This window comes from Paenibacillus hunanensis (assembly GCF_034055775.1).
Lineage (GTDB): Bacteria > Bacillota > Bacilli > Paenibacillales > Paenibacillaceae > Saccharibacillus > Saccharibacillus hunanensis.
Map to the genome: position 1 here is coordinate 3,955,453 of NZ_CP139194.1, position 19,448 is coordinate 3,974,900.

Sequence of the window (19,448 nt, forward strand, 5' to 3'; positions counted from 1 at the left end):
CATCCTCCTACATGTTTTCGATTACTTTATCGGCAAACTCGGAGCATTTCACTTCGGTTGCTCCATCCATCAGACGAGCAAAGTCATACGTTACGGTTTTGTTGTTGATCGACGTTTCCAGACCTTTGTAGATCAGGTCAGCCGCTTCCTGCCAGCCCAGATGTTCCAGCATCATAACGCCGGACAGAATAACAGAACCAGGGTTTACTACGTCTTTGTCCGCATACTTCGGTGCAGTACCGTGAGTTGCTTCGAAGATCGCGTGTCCTGTTACATAGTTGATATTTGCGCCCGGTGCGATACCGATACCGCCAACCTGTGCAGCCAGTGCATCGGACAGATAGTCACCGTTCAGGTTCAGCGTTGCGATTACATCAAACTCGGATGGACGAGTCAGTACTTGTTGCAGCGCGATATCAGCAATCGCATCTTTTACGATGATTTTGCCAGCATCTTCAGCTGCTTTTTGTGCAGCATTTGCTGCATCTGTGCCTTGCTCGTCTTTGATTTTATCGTATTGCGCCCATGTGAATACTTTGTCGCCGAATTCAGCTTCAGCCACTTCGTAGCCCCAGTTTTTGAACGCGCCTTCTGTAAATTTCATGATATTGCCTTTGTGTACGAGTGTAACGCTCTTACGGCTGTGGTCGATTGCGTATTGTACCGCTGCACGAACCAGACGCTTGGAGCCTTCCTCGGATACAGGCTTAATACCGATACCGGATGTTTCTGGGAAACGAATTTTGTTAACGCCCATTTCGTTTTTCAGGAATTCCAGTACTTTTTTCACTTCTTCTGTACCTTCTTGATACTCGATACCTGCATAGATGTCCTCTGTGTTTTCACGGAAAATAACCATGTCTACCAGCTCAGGACGTTTTACAGGCGAAGGAACGCCGTCAAAGTAACGTACTGGACGCAGGCACACGTAAAGATCCAGCTCTTGACGCAGGGCAACGTTCAGGGAACGGATACCGCCACCGATTGGTGTAGTCAGAGGGCCTTTGATCGCCACGATGTACTCGCGGATTGCTTCCAGCGTATCAGCTGGCAGCCATTCGCCGTATGTATTAAATGCTTTCTCACCGGCGAATACTTCGTACCATGCAATCTTTTTGGAGCCGCCGTAAGCTTTATCTACAGCTGCATCCAGAACTCGAACGGAAGCTTTCCAGATGTCACGGCCAGTTCCGTCACCTTCGATATAAGGGATGATCGGGTTGTTAGGCACCTGAAGTGTTCCATTGTCAATGGTGATTTGCTCACCAGCAGTTGGCAGTTCGTACTTTTCAAAGTTCGGCATGATTGAAGTTCCTCCTCAGATTCATTCTATAATCGATCGTGTCCCGTTAGCTTTTCAAAGCCACAGCATCGCCGGGAAAAACAACCCGTTTATGTTTGATAGCGCATACGTGTGAACTCTATTCACCACAAGGCTGACGTTCATTGAACCTACAGACTCTGCCCGATCGTTAAGCACACATGCGCACGCGAAGCCGTTACGCTTGGATGGTCTCCAGCGTTCCGGCTCCATGTAGGCTGCTTGCTCTTCACGATATGGTGTGAACAACATCACTGACATGCGCTTCAGACAACGGTTGTATTTATTTTAGCAGACACTGGAAGTTATTGAAAAGCGGGATTTGTATACTGTGTAATACATCGCCTCAAAAGACACGCCAAATTAGCGTGCTTCTACCGGGCTGTACTGTTGCTCTGTTGGACCAACATACTCAGCACGCGGGCGGATAATGCGGTTATTTTCATACTGCTCCAGAATGTGAGCCGACCATCCGGATACACGGCTAATCGCAAAAATCGGCGTAAACAGATTACGCGGAATGCCCAGCATCGTGTACATGGAAGCGGAATAGAAATCGACATTCGGCTTGAGACCTTTACGCTCGGTGATGATCTCTTCGATACGAACGCTCATATCATACAGCGTCAGATCGTTGTTCAGCTCACCCAGCTCACGGGACATCTGTTGCAGGTGCTTGGCACGTGGATCGCCGTTTTTGTAGACACGGTGACCGAAGCCCATGATCTTTTCCTTGTTATCCAGCTTGGATTGGATATAGCTCTCCAGATTGTCCGGGGAACCGATCTCTTCCAGCATTTTCATTACCGCCTCATTTGCACCACCATGCAGTGGGCCTTTGAGTGCGCCAATCGCAGACGTTACGCCGGAATAAATATCCGACAGCGTAGCTACGGTTACGCGAGCTGCAAATGTAGAGGCATTCAGCTCGTGGTCAGCATGCAGCACAAGCGCCTGATCCAGTGCTTTGATCGCAACTTGATCCGGTTCTTTGCCAGTCAGCATATAGAGGAAATTATGTGCAATCGATACACCTTGAAGCGGTGCAACAGGCTCCTGTCCCTCGGAAATGCGTCCCAGTACAGCAACGATCGCTGGCAGCTGTGCTTGCAGCTTGATCGCCTTTTGCTGATTCGCTTCCAGGCTCATGTCGTCGGCATCCTCATCATACAGTGCCAGTGCAGACACCGCACTACGCAGAGCAGCCATACGGTTCATATTTTTAGGGTACAGTTTGATTTGTTCGATAAGTGCATCCGGCAATACTGCATATTTATCCAGATCCTTTTGTAACTGGTCAAGCTCGTTCTGATTTGGCAGCTTACCAAACCAGAGCAAATACGCGACTTCCTCAAAGCTAGCGTTCACAGCCAGGTCATCAATATTGTACCCACGGTACGTTAAAACTCCATCAACAATGGAGCTAATGGATGAGCTTGCAGCGACAACGCCTTCCAAACCTTTGGTAGCTGTCATATTCTTCTCTCCTTTGCAGAACGATTCTTGAAGTTTGTCCAATTTGTAAATGAAAACCGTTACATTTTTAAAAATGTAAAAAATGAAGATTACTGTATGCAGGAATCGGGGTAAATTGTCATCGCCGGACCTTACACCTGCCACTAACCTTCCAAGAACCTTATATCATCATACTTTATTTTGACGGACTTGTGAACAAAAGTAGATATTGTTAGTATATCAAATTGTTTTATCACGAGGATAACTTTTTTTTGTAAACCTTTGCATACCTAATAGATTACTGCGAAATTTACCATTTTATCAACGTTTTTTCCCTTCTTCTGGAAGTTAAAAAGCGAGCCTTGAGATCGTTAAATGATCATCGGCTCGCTTGGAAATGGATGATTGGTGACGGTGTAGACAGCGTTATTGGTTACTTGATATGTCTTCTGCACATCTATGCACAGCTAGAACTTATATCCATCAACATATCAGTTTTCGTTTATATATTCATTTATAAGAATAAATATTCAATATTATTCATTATAGTGCATTGTGTTTGATTACAATGCTCTAGCCTGTATACGTTTTGCTTCAACTTGCATCATGGCTACTGTATACAGGATGGCAACTTGAACGAGCAAGCTTATGCGATCAGTGTATAACCTGTCCAGAGCTTAATAACCCATCATGCCCATTTCACTAATACATACCAGATTACCGCCGTTATTTTCTAAAAAGCGAATGCGGTATTTGTTGTATGCCTGCTTATTATCGATTGTATACACATTAGCTTTGGTGGTTGTCCATCCAGTAATACCGCTACGAGTATCCAATGTCGTCCATGCTTTGCCGTCATAAGCTTCAAATACCCACGCTTTTAGTGATTGTACATAGCCATATTGCGTGTCACCCTGCTTCATTTGGAGCGAATAGGAAGTTACCGTTTTTGCTGCTTTAAATTCATAAGCGAGCCAGCCTTTGATCTCTCCATTTTGTGTTGAAAATGGAGAGCAACTGTTATCAAAAGCACGAAATGGCTGTGTATTCCAGACAGTATCAATACTGCTTGAAGTCGCAGTGCCATATACATCCTGATTGGCTGACATCGCGTGAATGAGTGAATTCGTCTGTGTTACACTGCATCCATCTACAGGCTGGTTGATCGGAACAGGCGTTGGAGCAGGAGTAGGTGGAGTCGTGTTATCAGCCGCAGACGTCGCGTTCCATACCATACCGCCATTAATAATGACTGGTACGCTATAGAGCGAGCTACTCACAAAGCCAGAGGCAACTAGCTGGGCTTCACTTGTGCCTGTTGTTGTCAATGTACCGACAAATGGACGATCGGCACAATTGCTCGTCTGTCCACCAAAAGTAAAGTGATATGTACCTGTGTGACCCGCTGCAATCTTCACACTCGCACCTGGCACCAGATCGGACTTGATTCCATTATACGTAGTGCCTGCCGCAGCGAAGGACGTTCCATCCATCTTCATCAGCTCTAGCTTGATGCCTTGCTCGCTTTTACTCAGGTTCGTAATATTAAGCGATAGCTCAACCATATGCGATTGATCGCAAAATGTATTGGCAGGTATCGAAAAGACCATATTTTCCACTGCGGTTGATCCGGTTGTACCTGCTGCTCCTACAGGTGAAGGCAATACAGCACCTCCCAATAATAGAACGACCATCACAAATAACAAACTCATTTTCATATTTTGATTAAACATAAATACATCACAATTCCTCTCCATATCGGTTTACTATCACACCCACCAATGTATATTATCGGAATTGGAGCAAAATAATGAATATCGCTTGCTAGCTGAATTCGTTTCAAAGGTCTGCTTGCTCGTTTAACTCTTACTATGAACGGTATTACATAATCTTGCTGGCATGGCGAGTAGATCGGATTTTGCTGTCTGGCACTATAGATCGATCGAAAGGAGTACAAACTACTTGAATCCTATGATCCGTGGACGGATTGTGCGGGGAATATGGGTGTTGATTGTGATCGTGTTAACGGCGATCGGCATACGCTATCTGTTTCCCTTACTTTATCCGCTACTACTGGCGTGGTTATTCGCCTATGCGATGAACCCACTGGTACGTTTATTACAAAAACGGCTTCGCTTTCCGCGCTGGCTCGCCGTCTCTCTTTCCTTGCTGGTGTACTTTGGCGGTGTGCTCACGATTCTATCGCTGCTCATTACGCGACTTGTGCAGGAAACGATCTCTTTAATGGATTCGTTTAACGATCATATCGATAGCTGGCGTGATATGTTTGTCGGCTGGACGAAAAATGATCGTATTCAGTCGATCATTGATCAGATCAATGGATTTTTACAGCAGGGACAAGCGCAGGGCGCCTTGAATGACAATTTAACACAGACCACGCAAAGCTTAACCGGTATGGTTAGCGGAATCGTCACAAGCATTTTGAATTATGTGCTTGATTTCCTTACGGCGCTACCTAACTTTGCCTGGATTATCGTGGTCGTTGTGCTGTCGGCTTTCTTCATTAGTAATAGCTGGGAGCGGCACACTCGTATCGTATCCGGCTGGTTCCCTGCTACTGTGCGGCAACCTGCAACCGCGATCTGGAACGATCTGCAAAAGGCTCTGTTCGGCTATATTAAGGCACAGGTCATTTTGATTTCGATTACAGGCTTGATCGTGATCGTAGGCTTATTCATTTTGCAGGTGCCTTCTGCGCTGATCATCGGCCTGCTCATCGGTCTGGTCGATCTGCTGCCCTATCTCGGTGTTGGGATTGTAATGGTGCCGTGGGCCATCTATAGCTTTATGAGCGACAATGTGGGCCTCGGTATCGGTCTGGGTGTACTGTATGTGATTGTATTGATCGTACGCCAGATGATGGAGCCGAAAATCCTTGCCAGCAATGTCGGGCTTGATCCACTCGCAACACTTATCAGTATGTTCGTCGGCTTGAAGCTATTCGGCGCACTCGGTCTGATTATCGGGCCTGTTACACTCGTACTAGTAGCTGCGCTCAATCGTGCCAATGTATTTCGCGATCTACGGAATTATATTGTAAATGGGAAGGTTCGCTGAGGACTACCTGTGGAATCGTACTTTCTGAAAAGATGTGACTTCACTTATCTAGCGTATGTACGCAAACTGTCTTGCTGAGGTTTTACTGAGTGAAGATACCCCTTTCATAAAGATTAAGGGGATCGACTCTGCTCTGTACGGCTTACATTCATGCAAGTTTGCGTATACGCTTCATTAACGTATTTTATGAACACCTGCACAAATAAAGCCTTTCACCGTCTGGCAAGTGGACTGCTCCACTTCGATGACGATGAAAGGCTTCTATTTTGATCACCATGAACAGGGTGGTCATTATCAAATTCAAAAGTTCGCATAAGCACTATCGCTTATGTTTATGGACGATAAATCGTAATCGAGCCATTTTTCATACGCTTTTCAATCCATTTGAGCAGCAAATTGCGATAAAGTGGTCGGGTGAGTGGAAATACAAGCGTGAAGCCTACTACATCCAATACAAAACCAGGCAGGACGAGCATAATACCACCGATAAACACACATAATCCATCGAGCATTTTACGTCCTGGTGGCTGATTCGCTTCAATTAGAGCACGTGTATCTTCAAGCACCTTGCGACCTTCAAAGCGCATCATCACTACGCCAATCAACGATGTCACAATAAGCAGAAATAGCGTATTCCAGCCGCCGATCCAATCAATCATTTGTAGGAAAACGTACCACTCCAGTAGCGGTATAATAATAATGCATGCAGCAATCCACTTTTTCAAACGATAGCTCTCCTCTCTAGTCCTGCAAGGACCGTACAAGTGCATCATACAGCGATGGCAACACTTTATCAAGCCGGATCGGAGCGAACTCACGATTCACCCATACATGCCGTGTTGAACCACTCGTAAGCGGCTCGCCAGGCAGCTCATCGTCTGCTGTAAATATCGGTCTTGTCCCCGCTGCCGATGCATCGCCTACTGACAGATCATCATCTGCGAGTAGATGGATACGATACTCGTAGTCGATTCGCAAACGTGAGAAATTCACAATACGTGTATATACGGCTACTCGATCATCATATCTGGCTGGACGACCATACGCCAGGGAAGCATCGATTAGCGGCAGCAGCACGCCTGCCTGCTCCATATCGCGATAACGGAAGCCCAGATCACGAATCATCTCGGTACGTCCCAATTCAAACCAGTTCAAATAGTTGGTATGATACACGACACCCATCGGGTCATTTTCCTGATAACGAACACGAAAAGCAATCCCGTGCCAGCTACTAGGCAGATTCAATTGTTGCTTGCTCATACTTCACTCTCCCAATCATCATTGCAGTCTGTTCAAGGCTATAGGTAAGCAAACGTATAGCCGCTTTTTCATTGGATTACGTGTGAGGAGATCGCTCACACTGTAGTATGGATATTTTGCTTTGCAAAAATCCTTTTTTTATTGAACCTCGTGTGAGGAAATCGCTCACACTGTAGTATGGATATTTTGCTTCGCAAAAATCCTTTTTTCATTGAACCTCGTGTGAGGAGGTCGCTCACACTAATGTATGGATATTTTGCTTCGCAAAAATCCTTTTTTCATTGAACCTCGTGTGAGGAGGTCGCTCACACTAATGTATGGATATTTTGCTTCGCAAAAATCCTTTTTTCATTGAACCTCGTGTGAGGAGGTCGCTCACACTGATGTGTACGTATTAGCATACTTTTCGTTTCTAAAATCAGCAAAAAAAGCAATGGACAATGCCACTGCTTTTTTGCTTATGCTATAAAACACGGGTCTTCGATTAGTTCGAGGACATTTGTGCTACTTTGATCAGGTTTGTGGAACCGGATTTACCCAGTGGGATACCAGCTGTGATTACAACCAGATCGCCATCTTTAAGCAGACCGGAATCTTTACCACCTTGCAGAGCAACGTTGAACAGCTCGTCTGTGGAGTGAGCCTGTGAACCTTTAACCGGGTGCACGCCCCAAGCCAGAGACAGACGACGCATCGTTTGCTCGTTCGTTGTTACCGCGATGATTGGTGCCTGTGGACGATATTTCGCTACCACGCGAGCCGTGTGACCGGACTCTGTAGAGGAAATGATCGCTGTTGCATTCAGATCCATTGCGCAGCTTGCTACGGATTGGCTGATTGCTTCCGTTACTGTTGTTTGCTGTGCATGGCTTTGCTTCAGGAAGATCTCACGGTAGTTCAGTGCAGATTCCGCTTTTTCAGCGATACGGGACATTGTCAGTACGGATTCTACTGGGTATTTACCCGCAGCTGTTTCGCCGGACAGCATGATTGCATCTGTACCGTCGAAAATTGCGTTCGCTACGTCACTTGCTTCCGCACGAGTCGGACGCGGGTTACGTTGCATGGAATCCAGCATTTGTGTAGCCGTGATTACCGGTTTGCCGGCACGATTACATTTTTCGATCATTTGTTTTTGTACCAATGGTACTTGCTCAGCTGGAATTTCTACGCCGAGGTCACCACGAGCTACCATCAGACCATCAGACACTTCCAGAATTTCTTCCAGGTTGTCTACACCTTGCTGGTTCTCGATTTTGGAGATGATTTGAACGTGCTTAGCACCTTTTTGCTCCAGCAGCTCACGAATTTCCAGTACGTCGCTTGCTTTACGCACGAAGGAGGCAGCGATGAAGTCAACACCCTGCTCAATACCGAAAATAATGTCATTCGCATCTTTTTCTGTGATGCCTGGCAGAGAGATGTTTACGCCCGGTACGTTTACACCTTTACGGCCTTTGATTTGACCACCGTTTACGATACGGCACTTAATTTCTGTACCTTGTACCTGTACAACGCTCAGTCCGATCAGACCGTCGTCGATCAGAATTGTGGAGCCTACTTCAACGTCGCTTGGCAGATCCTGATAGGATACAGTCAGACGATGCTGGTCGCCCAGAATCTCTTCGGTAGTCAGCGTGATGTACTCATCTTGTACCAGATCGATAGGCTCTTCTTTCAGCTTGCCGATACGGATCTCAGGACCCTTTGTATCCAGCAGAATCGCTACAGTTTTGCCCAGCTCCTGGGTTGCCTGCTTAATGTTTTTGATACGGTTGCCGTGCTCTTCGAAATCACCGTGAGAGAAGTTCAGACGGGCTACGTTCATACCTGCCATGATCAGCTTCTTTGTGTTCTCCAGGGACTCACTTGCAGGTCCAATCGTACATACAATCTTCGTTTTGCGCATAATTGATTTCCTCCGTTTTCAAGGCTCTCTATTGTGTGTTTTCCAACATAACCTGTCGCCTCACAGCAAACAGGCCCCAACAATTAAATTTACTACAAATTCGCGCTTTTGTATACAGGAGATGGACAATATTTATCCCGCCACCCTGTCGCCATCCATATCCTCCCAAACGCACCAATACCGCCCATGACCTTCCCTGCCGGGAGGCATGGACGGCATCGATGATTACACGCTGTGACGGTGGGAGCACTTAGTGAGGCAGTGCATCCGTCGAATCACTGTTATGGAAAGCGTTCGTAACCGAAGACAGATGCTCACTGTCTTCATCGGCGACTGCTACTTGCTCTGTCGCCTCCGTGCCTTGTTCCTGTTGATCTGGTGTTCCGAAGCTGGTCGAAATCTGCTTTTCTACAAATTCGCCAATTTTGCGGAATTTGTTATAACGATCCAATACAAGCGCTTCTGCATCCATCCCAGCAAGCTCTTGTAAATGGTGAAGCAGTTCCTGCTTGATCGCAGCAGCTGTTTCCTCATAATCCTTGTGCGCTCCGCCTTGCGGCTCAGGCACGATGCCTTCGATGATCTCCATTCCTAGCAAATCCTCTGCTGTGATCTTCATCGCTTCGGCTGCCTGATCTGCCTTGGACGCATCCTTCCACAGAATGGAGGCTGCACCATTAGGCGAAATAGCAGAATAGATCGCATGCTCCAGCATGAGTACCCGGTTACCGACAGCAATCGCCAGCGCGCCGCCACTACCGCCTTCACCGATGACTACACATACTACAGGCACACGTAGCTTCGCCATCTCCCACAGACTGCGGGCGATCGCTTCAGACTGACCGCGCTCCTCTGCTGTATTACCCGGATACGCACCTTTGGTATCAATAAACGTCACAATCGGACGTCCGAATTTCTCGGCTTGCTTCATCAGACGGATTGATTTACGGAATCCTTCCGGGTGTGGACTGCCAAAGAAACGGGCAATATTATCCTTCGTATCTTTACCACGCTGGTGACCGATAATCGTTATCGGCTTGCCTTCCAGACGTGCGAGACCTCCCACGATTGCCAGATCGTCACCGAACATGCGGTCGCCGTGCAGCTCGATAAAGTCGGTGAAGATCAGCGGGATCAGATCAAGCGTTGTTGGACGCTGCTGATTACGCGCCAGATGCATTTTCTGCGCGGCACTGATATTCGTATAAATTTCACCTTCCATCTGGCGATAACGCTCTTCCAGACGGTTAATTTCGTCGGTAAAATCAATTTCCTTATCCTGGCTAAACTGCTTCAGCTCGTCGATTTTTTTGCGCAATTCAACGAGAGGCATTTCAAAAGGCATCTCTCCTGCCACTTAAAATCCCCCTTTTCCCGTATGATAGTCCAGCAGATCGCCCAGCATGGACTTCATATCCTTACGATGTGTGACCATATCCAGCTGTCCGTGCTCCAGGTTGAACTCGGCGGTCTGGAAGTTATCCGGCAGCTTTTGACGGATCGTCTGTTCAATAACGATGCGTCCAGCAAAGCCAAACAGTGCGCCCGGCTCAGCGATAATAATATCGCCCAGCATCGCAAAGCTGGCGGATACGCCACCCATCGTTGGATCGGTAATGACGGATATGTACAGTCCGCCGTTCTCCTGATAGCGTGCAAGCGCTGCGCTTGTCTTCGCCATTTGCATCAGACTGATGATGCTTTCCTGCATCCGTGCTCCGCCAGAAGTGGAGAACATGATTAGTGGCAAGCCACCCTCGTCAGCTGCTTCGATAGCACGGGTAATTTTTTCCCCAACAACCGAGCCCATACTACCGCTGAAAAAGTCAAAGCTCATCACAGCAAGCATAACCGGATGACCATCGATCTCGCCTTGACCGGTAATTACCGCGTCACGTAGACCCGAGTTCATCTTTTGCTGCTCCAGCTTTTGCGCGTAGCCTGGGAAGTTCAGCGGATCGATCGATTCCAATCCTGCATCCATCTCGGTGAATTTACCCTCGTCCACAGTCATAACGATGCGTTCGATCGCATTTAGACGCATATGGTAGCCACAATTGCTGCATACCTTAAGGTTCTTTTCGAGCTCTTTACTGTAATGAATCGTGCCACATTTGCTGCACTTGTTCATCAGGCCTTCGGGAATTTCACGTTTTGGGCGTTCCTGTGGCTGCTCATCATCTGATGCGGGCTCATTGCTCCAACGTTGTGAAGGAATGGTCGCATATTTTTTTTTCTTTTGGAATAAATCTCTAAACACAACTACACCTCTTCAGACGTATACTTATTCCCCGGTTTATCAATGTGCGTTTGCTGCATGATTAGCGTGTAATTCTGCTAGCGCGCTGTGCCCTAAGGCGCGTATGCGCTACCAGATCAATAACGTGTATAACCGGACTTCATCCGGACCTGTCTGCTGGCAGATCATCAGGGATGTGAAAACCGGACGTGGTAAGCCCACATAATGGGATAATGATACCATACCACACTTTTTTACCGCAACAAAGAGACAACACAATAAATCGATCCACCTGTATCGTCTATCAGATGGATCGATTCCAAAGGGAATGGATGAAAAATGAACTTTACGCGTTACTTCACACGCACCGTGCCTTCGCCCAGCATCTGCTCAATGGCGCTAAATAATGCTGGTGACGGCTTGATACGATAGCTGCCACTCAGATCAAGCAGCTTCTGCCCCTCTTCATAAAAGAGCATCGTACCGAGCTGACCCGGATGATCCGCTAACAGCTGTTTGAGCTGCTCTAGCTGTCCTGCCTGCTGGGCTTCGCGTGTAATTTTGATATATACATGCTGCTTAGGCGTACGCTCTTGCGCTGGAGCAGATTCGGTCTTCACATTAGCCTCTGTATCGGTCGAAGCCGTTCGGGTCGCATTGACAGTCGAGGTCGACGACTTGGTACGCGAGGTTCGCATGCCTGTCGCTGTTGTCGATGCACCTGTACCCGTAGCACGACTTGCAGATGGAGCAGCTTCACTACGCTCCGGCTTCTTGCTTCGTGTGGCTTGTGCCCGCTGCTTGACCTTGTCTGCCATCTCGGCTGCTGCGGACGGCGTCAGTGAGACAATCTCCTCTGCCAGTAGCTTGAAGCTCTCATCGTCCTGCTGCAAGCGTCCGCGTACAATCAGCAGTACACCCTTATCGACCAGCTCACGACATTTACGCCAGATTTCAGGAAACATGACCACTTCGCACTTCTCGATCTGGTCTTCCATTTCCATAAATGCCATCGACTTGCCCTGCTTGGTCGTAATTGCCTTGAGTGAAACAACCATACCCGCAACCGCCACAATTGAATCATCTGCCGCTTCATGTAAATTCATCAATCGTGATAAACCGGATTGCTCGATGGCATCTTCATAGTCATCCAGTGGGTGACCGGATAGATATAAACCCAGCAGCTCGCGTTCAAATTCCAGCTGCTCTCCTGCTGTAAATGGAGGCACATCCGGGTAGGATACCTCCCAGTTCGGCTTCTCGCCCAGATCAAAATCAAACATCTCGATCTGTAGCTCCTCACGCTCCTTGCGCCATTTTGCCGCTTCCTTCATCGTTTCGTCCAGCATTTGTAGCAGCTGCGCACGATGTCCAGGCAAGCTATCAAAGGCGCCTGCTTGAATAAGCGATTCGATTACGCGCTTATTGCATGCTTTGGGATCAACGCGTCGGCAAAAGTCCACCAGACTATCAAATGGTCGCTCCTGACGCTCCTTGATAATGCTGTTAATCGCCTGTGTACCGACATTTTTGACTGCTCCCAGACCGAAGCGGATATGCCCGCCTCCCTGATATAAACGCAGCTCCGGCTGATCATCCGTTGCTGTTGCTCCATCATTCTGATCGGCAATAGAGGTAGAAGAATCGGTAGACGACTCCTCCAGCACGGGCGTAAAGTTCACACCGCTCAAATGAATATCCGGCGGCAACACCTCTACTCCAATACGCTGACACTCCAGCACGTATTCAGCTACTTTACGATGTGTGCCCATTACCGCAGTTAACATGGACGCGATAAACTGCACTGGATAATGCGCCTTCAGGTAAGCGGTTTGGAATGCAAGTACACCATAGGCAGTCGCATGCGCACGTGGGAAGCCATAATCAGCAAAGCGAACGATCATATCATAGACCGCATTCGCATCCTGCTCTGTATAGCCCAGCTTGAGGCTACCCCGAACAAAGTGTTCCCGCTCCTGGTCAAGCACTTCGCGCTTCTTCTTGGAGACAGCACGACGCAACAGATCGGCTTCACCGAGCGAGAAGCCTGCCATCAATGAGGCAATCTGCATAATCTGCTCCTGATACACGATAATACCGTACGTATCCTCCAAAATCGGCTTCAAATCTGGATGCGGATATTCCACCGTAATCCGTCCATGCTTGCCATCAATATAACGCGGAATAAAGTCCATTGGACCTGGACGATACAAGGCATTTACAGATACGATATCTTCAAATTCACTCGGCTTGAGATCGCGTAGCACACGACGAATCCCAGCAGACTCAAGCTGGAATACACCCATCGTATCGCCCTGACTGAGCATATAATACGTCAGTTTATCCTCAATAGAAATATGGTTAAAATCAATCGTTTCCCCCGTCTGCTCCTGAATCCATTGCAGACAGCGTTCAATAATCGATAGAGTACGCAGACCGAGGAAGTCCATTTTCAGCATACCGATCGCTTCCAGATTTTCCATCGCATACTGTGTTAATACCGCATGCTCGCTGCCTTCCTGTAGAGGCACTACATCGGTTAGCGGGCCGCTGGAAATAACGACACCTGCCGCGTGGGTAGACGCATGCCGTGGCATGCCCTCTACCTTAATCGCCGTATCAATCAACTCACGCACAGCAGCAGACTTTTCATAGCGCTCGCGTAGCTCTGGCACCTGCTCCAGCGCACGCTGAATCGTTACACCAATCTGGGCAGGAATGAGCTTGGCAGCGCGGTCAGTATCCGCATAAGGCACCGCTAATGCCCGTCCCACATCACGTACAGCTGCTCGCGCTGCCAGCGTACCAAAGGTAATAATCTGAGCGACGCGATCACGTCCGTATTTGGAAACGACATAATCGATCATCTCATCCCGGCGCAGATCGCTAAAGTCGATATCGATATCAGGCATCGATACCCGCTCTGGATTCAGAAAACGCTCAAATAGCAACTTATAGCGAATTGGATCGACATTGGTAATGCCAAGCACATATGCAACCAGACTGCCTGCGGACGAACCCCGACCTGGCCCGGTAGCAATACCTGCACGATGTGCAAAGCTCATAAAATCCCATACGATCAGGAAATAATCAGCAAAGCCCATGCTACCAATTACCGATAGCTCATATGCAAGTCGTTCCTCCAGCTTGCTCCGCTCCTCTGCATCATTCCACAGCTCGCCATCCGCATAGCGACGCTCCAGGCCTTCACGGCAGAGTTGCTCCAGATAACGCTCTGCGCTCAGATCATCTGGTAACGGATGATACGAGGGCAGTAGCGATTGGCCGAGCGGAATGGTAAGCTCACATTTCTCGGCAATCCGTTCGGTATTCGTAATCGCTTCTGGCACATGACGGAACAGTGTTGCCATCTGCTCGCCATCTTTTAAATACAATTGATTGGTTGGAATCCGCAGACGGCTCTCATCATCGACCGTTTTTCCCGTCCCGATACAGATCAGCACATCCTGCGTTTTTGCATCATCCTCAGTCAGATAATGCACATCATTCGTAGCGACAAGCGGAATATTCAGCTCACGCGCCAGGGCGATCAGTTGAGGTGTGACCTTCTTCTGCTCTGCCAGTCCATGATCCTGAAGCTCGATATAAAAGTCCTCACCGAAAATATCCAAATACCGCTGTGCCGCCTGCTTGGCTAGCTCTGGCTCTCCATGTAGCAAATGCTGTGGAATCTCGCCGCCAAGACAGGCACTCAGGCAAATAATACCCTCGTGATACTGACGCAATGCTTCCCCGTCAATCCGAGGCTTATAATGAAAGCCCTCCAGATGCCCGATCGAACACAGCTTCATCAGGTTCCGGTAGCCTGTTTCATTTTTGGCAAGCAGCAATAGATGATGGATCGGCTGATCTTTGCGTGCTGCCTTTTCTCGCCGTGAACCGGCAGTATAATACGCCTCACAGCCAATAATCGGCTTAATACCGTGCTGGAGGCAGGCTTTATAAAAAGGGATGGCTCCATACATGACACCGTGGTCAGTCAATGCGAGCGAGGTCATACCTGACGCTGCTGCACGACTAACCAGATCATGAATACGCGCAGCCCCGTCGAGCAGACTGTATTCACTATGCACATGCAAATGGACGAATGGGGTCATACGCTTCCCTGCTTTCTATTTGTAAAATGGTAGAGCTATCATTATTCGCCTAACTACAGCGATAGCAGGCATTTCAGCCCACACCTCGCTATTATATTTTATCACATTCGGTCAACGGAACAGTATGCGATTACAGATTTATTCGCCAACCTCGACAAATGTTGACATTAATAGCTAAACTTCATCCAACATTTGCCGATAAATAGCTCATTACATGTTCAAACAACATTCTCATGATGAGGACAGGGGATAACACGATGAAAAAACAGCTCATTATGATCGTATCGATCATTACGATTGTGCCGTTGCTTGTATTCGGCGCTTTCAGCTTGATCAGTACGACCAACAAAATTCAGAAAGATGCATACAGCATGAATGAGCAAAATGTAGAGCTGGTATTGCAAAAAGCGCAAACACTCGTCAACACAGAGCTAGCGATGCTACAGCAGCTCGCAACCAATCCAGAATTAAAGCAATACAATCCCGAACAGCTACCTCAGGTGAAAAATCTACTTGCTCAAACGGCAGGAATTCATCCCGAGCTGCAAACGATCGTGTTCAGCGGTGTAGATGGTCAGCAAATTGCTAAAAACACAGACGCCGAACTGGACAATGTGAGCGATCGTGATTATTTCAAACAATTAGTTTCCACTCAAAAGCCAGTCATCTCTGATGTGATCGTCAGTAAATCGAGTGGGAAAAAGATTATAAATATCGTTTACCCGATCTTTGACAATGATAAAAAGCTGAGCGGATTGATTCAATGCTCGCTTCCACTCGATACGATGAGTGATTATGCCAAGGAATTCTCCACCAATGGACAGACGGCGTATATCGCTGACCGCGCTGGGATTATTCTAGCACATCCAGATTCCAAGCAGCTTGATGCTGATATCCATACTACCGCTGCTTTTCAGCAGGGCTCAGCAGGCAATCAGGGTACAGTAGAGTCAGGAGCAGGTAGTGCAAAAAAGCTAGTCTCCTATGTGCATGACCCGATTACAGGCTGGACGGTATTTAGCGAGCAATCCTACAATGTCATCATGCAGGATTACTTCAAGCTGCTCTACAGCAGTATCATCATTATGGTCGTATCGCTGATCGCTGCGATCACAGCGGGTTATGTGTTCTCCAGCCGAATTACCCGTCCGCTTCTGCAATTGGTCAAAGTGACCGAGTCAGTCGCTCAAGGTGATCTGACGACGACATGGGATATCAAAGCCAAGCATGAGGTCGGCGCGCTGTCGAATGCACTTGCTGGGATGACCTCCAGTCTGCGAGAGATCGTATCTCATCTAAAAGATACTTCTCTGCATCTGGCTTCATCCTCAGAGCAGCTTAATTCCAGTGCTAGCGAAACGTCAGAGGCTTCACAGCATATCGCAGAATCGATTCAGCAGGTAGCGACCGGTTCAGAGCGTCAATCCGAGCAGGTCGGACAAACCTCGGCAACGGTATATCGCATGGCAGATGGTATCGGACATATCGCTGGCAGCGCTCAGCAGGTAGCCGCTACTGCGTCACTGACCTCCAGTAAAGTCAATGAAGGCGATGAAGCATTACAATCTGCTAGCCGTGAAATCAACAAGCTGCAAACGATTTTCGGTGAGCTATCTGGCTCAGTCGGTAGCCTGAGTCAGCATTCTCAAACGATCGGTGAAATTGTCGTTGCGATCGCTCAGATCGCCAAGCAAACGAATCTGCTATCGCTAAATGCAGGCATCGAAGCCGCTCGCGCAGGTGAGCATGGTAAAGGCTTTAGTGTCGTAGCAAAAGAAATTCGTAATCTAGCGGATGAAGCCTCCTCGTCTGCCAACCAGATCGGCTCACTGATCGATCGTATTCAATCGGAAATCGAAGCCGTGGTCAATAAAACGAATTCGGGCTCCCATGAGGTCGAGCATAGCATTCAAGCGGTACAAACAGCTGGCGCATCCTTCCAGCTCATTCGCAGCTATGTGAATGAAGTGGTAACAAGCATCGAAGGTGTATCTGAAGCTTCCTCCACACTGTCTCAAGGCACCGAGCAGGTCATCCAATCGGTGAATCAGATGTCTGGCATTACAAGTGAAGCAGTGGGCGAGATCGAATCCGTCTCTGCCGCTACCGAGCAGCAACTAGCAACGATGCAGGAAATCTCTGCTTCCTCGGCTATGCTGTCCAGTGTAGCAAATGATCTAAAAACGATGGTTGAACGCTTTAAGGTTTAATATGGTTATCATGGATCGACTATAATCGTATAAATACCTGAGCAGGCAATATCACTTGTACTGTGTTGTATAGATGCACCTTATATCTTCAAAGTGTGGCGAGATGCCCAACTCTATCAAGCATTCTAATGACTTGTGACCGCACTCTATAGCTACACCGTATATCCTCAAAGTCTAACGATATGCTTCACTCTATACAGAACCACATCATGCTTATACAAAAGGATGACCTCAAGCGGAGGTCATCCTTTTTTGGCGTATAGCTATATCACGAGCAACAGGCATGAACATTTGAAGTGGCGTGGAATAGTGCAATTTTATTTCAATAAATCCTACTACTCTTACCTGTTATACCTGCTGCACAGAAAACAAACGTTACTTTTTCTATCCGATGCTTTCTTTCCTTTAGCGATGATCGATTAGCCGTGGTCGATCGATTGTAGTGTTAGCATCGACTTGGATACAGGCGCATTATCATACACGATCTCAATCTCCAGCTTATACGTACGTCGACTCGCCTCCAGCACGGTCGGACGAACAGTAATCGCATCCTCAATCTGAACCGGACGCAGGAAATACGTCGACATATTATCGAGTACATAATCATTGCCAGTGAGCAGACGTGCTGTGCGTACCGCTGCCTGAATCATGACGGAAATAAGAATCCCCTCGGAAATGTTGCCGAGCTGAGTCGCCATCTGCGGCGTAATGAATCCGTGGAAGAAGATCGTTCCCTCTTCATCCCGTTCCTCTGCAAAGCCATTCCAGATCAGATAATCAAATGTCTCCATCGTGCCTGCACTTGGCTCCTGCTGTGCATCACGCATCGCTTGTAGCACCTCACGACGCGTAATCGTGCCGATCAGCTTACGATTGCGATCGACAATCGGCAGGAAGTCGATCCCTTCCCACATCATCGTTTGAGCAGCTGATGCCAGTGATGTTTGCAGTGTTGCGGTGATCGGGCGGCGAATGAGCACCTTTTCAATCGGTTGCCCTGGTGGAAGCTGTTCCATTTCCTTGCGTCCGATAATACCGATAATCCGGTTCCATTCATCCACGACAGCCAGTCGCAGATAGCCTGTCCGCTCTGCCATTTCGTAAAAATCCTCGGCGGTACTTGAGGCTTTGAGCACTCCTGGCTTTGGCTTGCCCGCGATAATATCCTCCACCAGCATAATTTTCTTTTTAATCATCCGATCAAACAGCGCACGGTTAATCATCGATGCCACGGTAAACGTATCATGACGGGATAAAATAATCGGCAATCCGCGTACATCTGCCTGTGCCTTCACCTCAGGGCTGGTGGTGAATCCACCTGTGATTAGTACGGCTGCACCATGCTCCAGTGCGAGCTGATGCGCATCCTCACGGTTACCGACAATAAGCAGGCTTCCCGCTTCGACATAGCGCATCATCGCATCCAGCTTCATCGCACCGATCGCATATTTTACAAGCGTCTTATCCAGACCACTGCTGCCACCGAGCACCTTACCATCGATAATATCGACCACATCAGAAAAGGTAAGCTGATCCGAGGCACCACGAGGTCGCTTCTCAATCCGTACTGTACCGATCCGCTCGCGGGTGACAACGATTCCCATATTTTCGGCTTCCTTCACAGCGCGATATGCTGTTCCTTCACTCACGCCCATCTGGCGTGCCAGCTTGCGGACGGAAATTTTAGAACCGATCTTCAACTTCTCAATATGCTGCAAAAGCTGCTCATGCTTGGTAATAGATTCATCATGTTCCTGCAACTGTAGCACCACCTTTCCGTAGCTGTATTACTGTTTTTCCATTATAGCATAAAAAAGGAACGCAATCTCACCCTATGTTTGGTGAAATGCGTTCCTTT

12 protein-coding genes are annotated in these 19,448 nt (G+C 47.9%); 2 read left to right on the plus strand and 10 right to left on the minus strand.

All coding sequences use genetic code 11. From position 1 onward, the window contains the following. Positions 1 to 7: 7 nt before the first annotated feature. From icd to SK066_RS16090, 3 genes are all read right to left on the minus strand, one after another. A complete protein-coding gene (gene icd / locus SK066_RS16080) occupies positions 8 to 1,303 on the minus strand; it encodes an NADP-dependent isocitrate dehydrogenase (protein WP_320542239.1) in 1,296 nt (431 codons plus the stop codon). A gap of 381 nt (positions 1,304 to 1,684) precedes the next feature. After that, positions 1,685 to 2,797, minus strand: a complete 1,113-nt coding sequence (gene citZ / locus SK066_RS16085; RefSeq protein WP_188773941.1) for a citrate synthase — start codon at positions 2,795 to 2,797, stop codon at positions 1,685 to 1,687. A 656-nt stretch (positions 2,798 to 3,453) separates the two neighbouring features. Beyond that, a complete protein-coding gene (locus SK066_RS16090; RefSeq protein ID WP_320542240.1) occupies positions 3,454 to 4,440 on the minus strand; it encodes a hypothetical protein in 987 nt (328 codons plus the stop codon). Between the two features lie 298 nt (positions 4,441 to 4,738). On the opposite strand from SK066_RS16090, the gene ytvI reads away from it, so the two are divergent. Continuing rightward, a complete protein-coding gene (gene ytvI / locus SK066_RS16095; protein ID WP_320542241.1) occupies positions 4,739 to 5,854 on the plus strand; it encodes a sporulation integral membrane protein YtvI in 1,116 nt (371 codons plus the stop codon). Between the two features lie 332 nt (positions 5,855 to 6,186). On the opposite strand, the gene SK066_RS16100 is transcribed toward ytvI, so the two are convergent. The 6 genes from SK066_RS16100 to SK066_RS16125 all read right to left on the minus strand — a co-directional run bounded on the left by SK066_RS16100 (position 6,187) and on the right by SK066_RS16125 (position 15,380). Continuing rightward, complete coding sequence (locus SK066_RS16100) at positions 6,187 to 6,579, minus strand: FxsA family protein (RefSeq protein WP_188773939.1); 393 nt, start codon at positions 6,577 to 6,579, stop codon at positions 6,187 to 6,189. 16 nt (positions 6,580 to 6,595) lie between these two features. Further along, positions 6,596 to 7,114, minus strand: a complete 519-nt coding sequence (locus SK066_RS16105) for an acyl-CoA thioesterase (RefSeq protein ID WP_320542242.1) — start codon at positions 7,112 to 7,114, stop codon at positions 6,596 to 6,598. 484 nt (positions 7,115 to 7,598) lie between these two features. Continuing rightward, positions 7,599 to 9,023 (minus strand): pyruvate kinase, encoded by a 1,425-nt coding sequence (gene pyk, locus SK066_RS16110; RefSeq protein ID WP_188773937.1) that lies wholly within the window; start codon positions 9,021 to 9,023, stop codon positions 7,599 to 7,601. Positions 9,024 to 9,273: 250 nt separating this feature from the next. Then, positions 9,274 to 10,380, minus strand: a complete 1,107-nt coding sequence (locus SK066_RS16115) for an acetyl-CoA carboxylase carboxyltransferase subunit alpha (RefSeq protein WP_320542243.1) — start codon at positions 10,378 to 10,380, stop codon at positions 9,274 to 9,276. Next, entirely contained in the window at positions 10,381 to 11,283 is a 903-nt protein-coding gene (gene accD, locus SK066_RS16120; RefSeq protein ID WP_320542244.1) for an acetyl-CoA carboxylase, carboxyltransferase subunit beta, read from the minus strand. A 332-nt stretch (positions 11,284 to 11,615) separates the two neighbouring features. Beyond that, complete coding sequence (locus SK066_RS16125; protein ID WP_320542245.1) at positions 11,616 to 15,380, minus strand: DNA polymerase III subunit alpha; 3,765 nt, start codon at positions 15,378 to 15,380, stop codon at positions 11,616 to 11,618. Positions 15,381 to 15,637: 257 nt separating this feature from the next. On the opposite strand from SK066_RS16125, the gene SK066_RS16130 reads away from it, so the two are divergent. Next, the gene (locus SK066_RS16130; RefSeq protein ID WP_320542246.1) at positions 15,638 to 17,590 is read left to right on the plus strand and encodes a methyl-accepting chemotaxis protein; all 1,953 of its coding nucleotides are present in this window, start codon (positions 15,638 to 15,640) and stop codon (positions 17,588 to 17,590) included. Between the two features lie 419 nt (positions 17,591 to 18,009). Here the strand turns inward: SK066_RS16130 and SK066_RS16135 are convergent, their stop codons facing one another. Next, on the minus strand, positions 18,010 to 19,350 hold the full coding sequence (locus tag SK066_RS16135) for a DRTGG domain-containing protein (RefSeq protein WP_188773932.1): 1,341 nt from the start codon (positions 19,348 to 19,350) through the stop codon (positions 18,010 to 18,012). Positions 19,351 to 19,448 lie beyond the last annotated feature (98 nt).

Coding starts and splice junctions, on each gene's coding strand:
- SK066_RS16105 (WP_320542242.1), bottom strand. CDS start 7,114: ATGAGCAAGCAACAATTGAATCTGCCTAGTAGCTGGCACGGGATTGCT.
- SK066_RS16130 (WP_320542246.1), top strand. CDS start 15,638: ATGAAAAAACAGCTCATTATGATCGTATCGATCATTACGATTGTGCCG.
- pyk (WP_188773937.1), bottom strand. CDS start 9,023: ATGCGCAAAACGAAGATTGTATGTACGATTGGACCTGCAAGTGAGTCC.
- SK066_RS16125 (WP_320542245.1), bottom strand. CDS start 15,380: ATGACCCCATTCGTCCATTTGCATGTGCATAGTGAATACAGTCTGCTC.
- citZ (WP_188773941.1), bottom strand. CDS start 2,797: ATGACAGCTACCAAAGGTTTGGAAGGCGTTGTCGCTGCAAGCTCATCC.
- icd (WP_320542239.1), bottom strand. CDS start 1,303: ATGCCGAACTTTGAAAAGTACGAACTGCCAACTGCTGGTGAGCAAATC.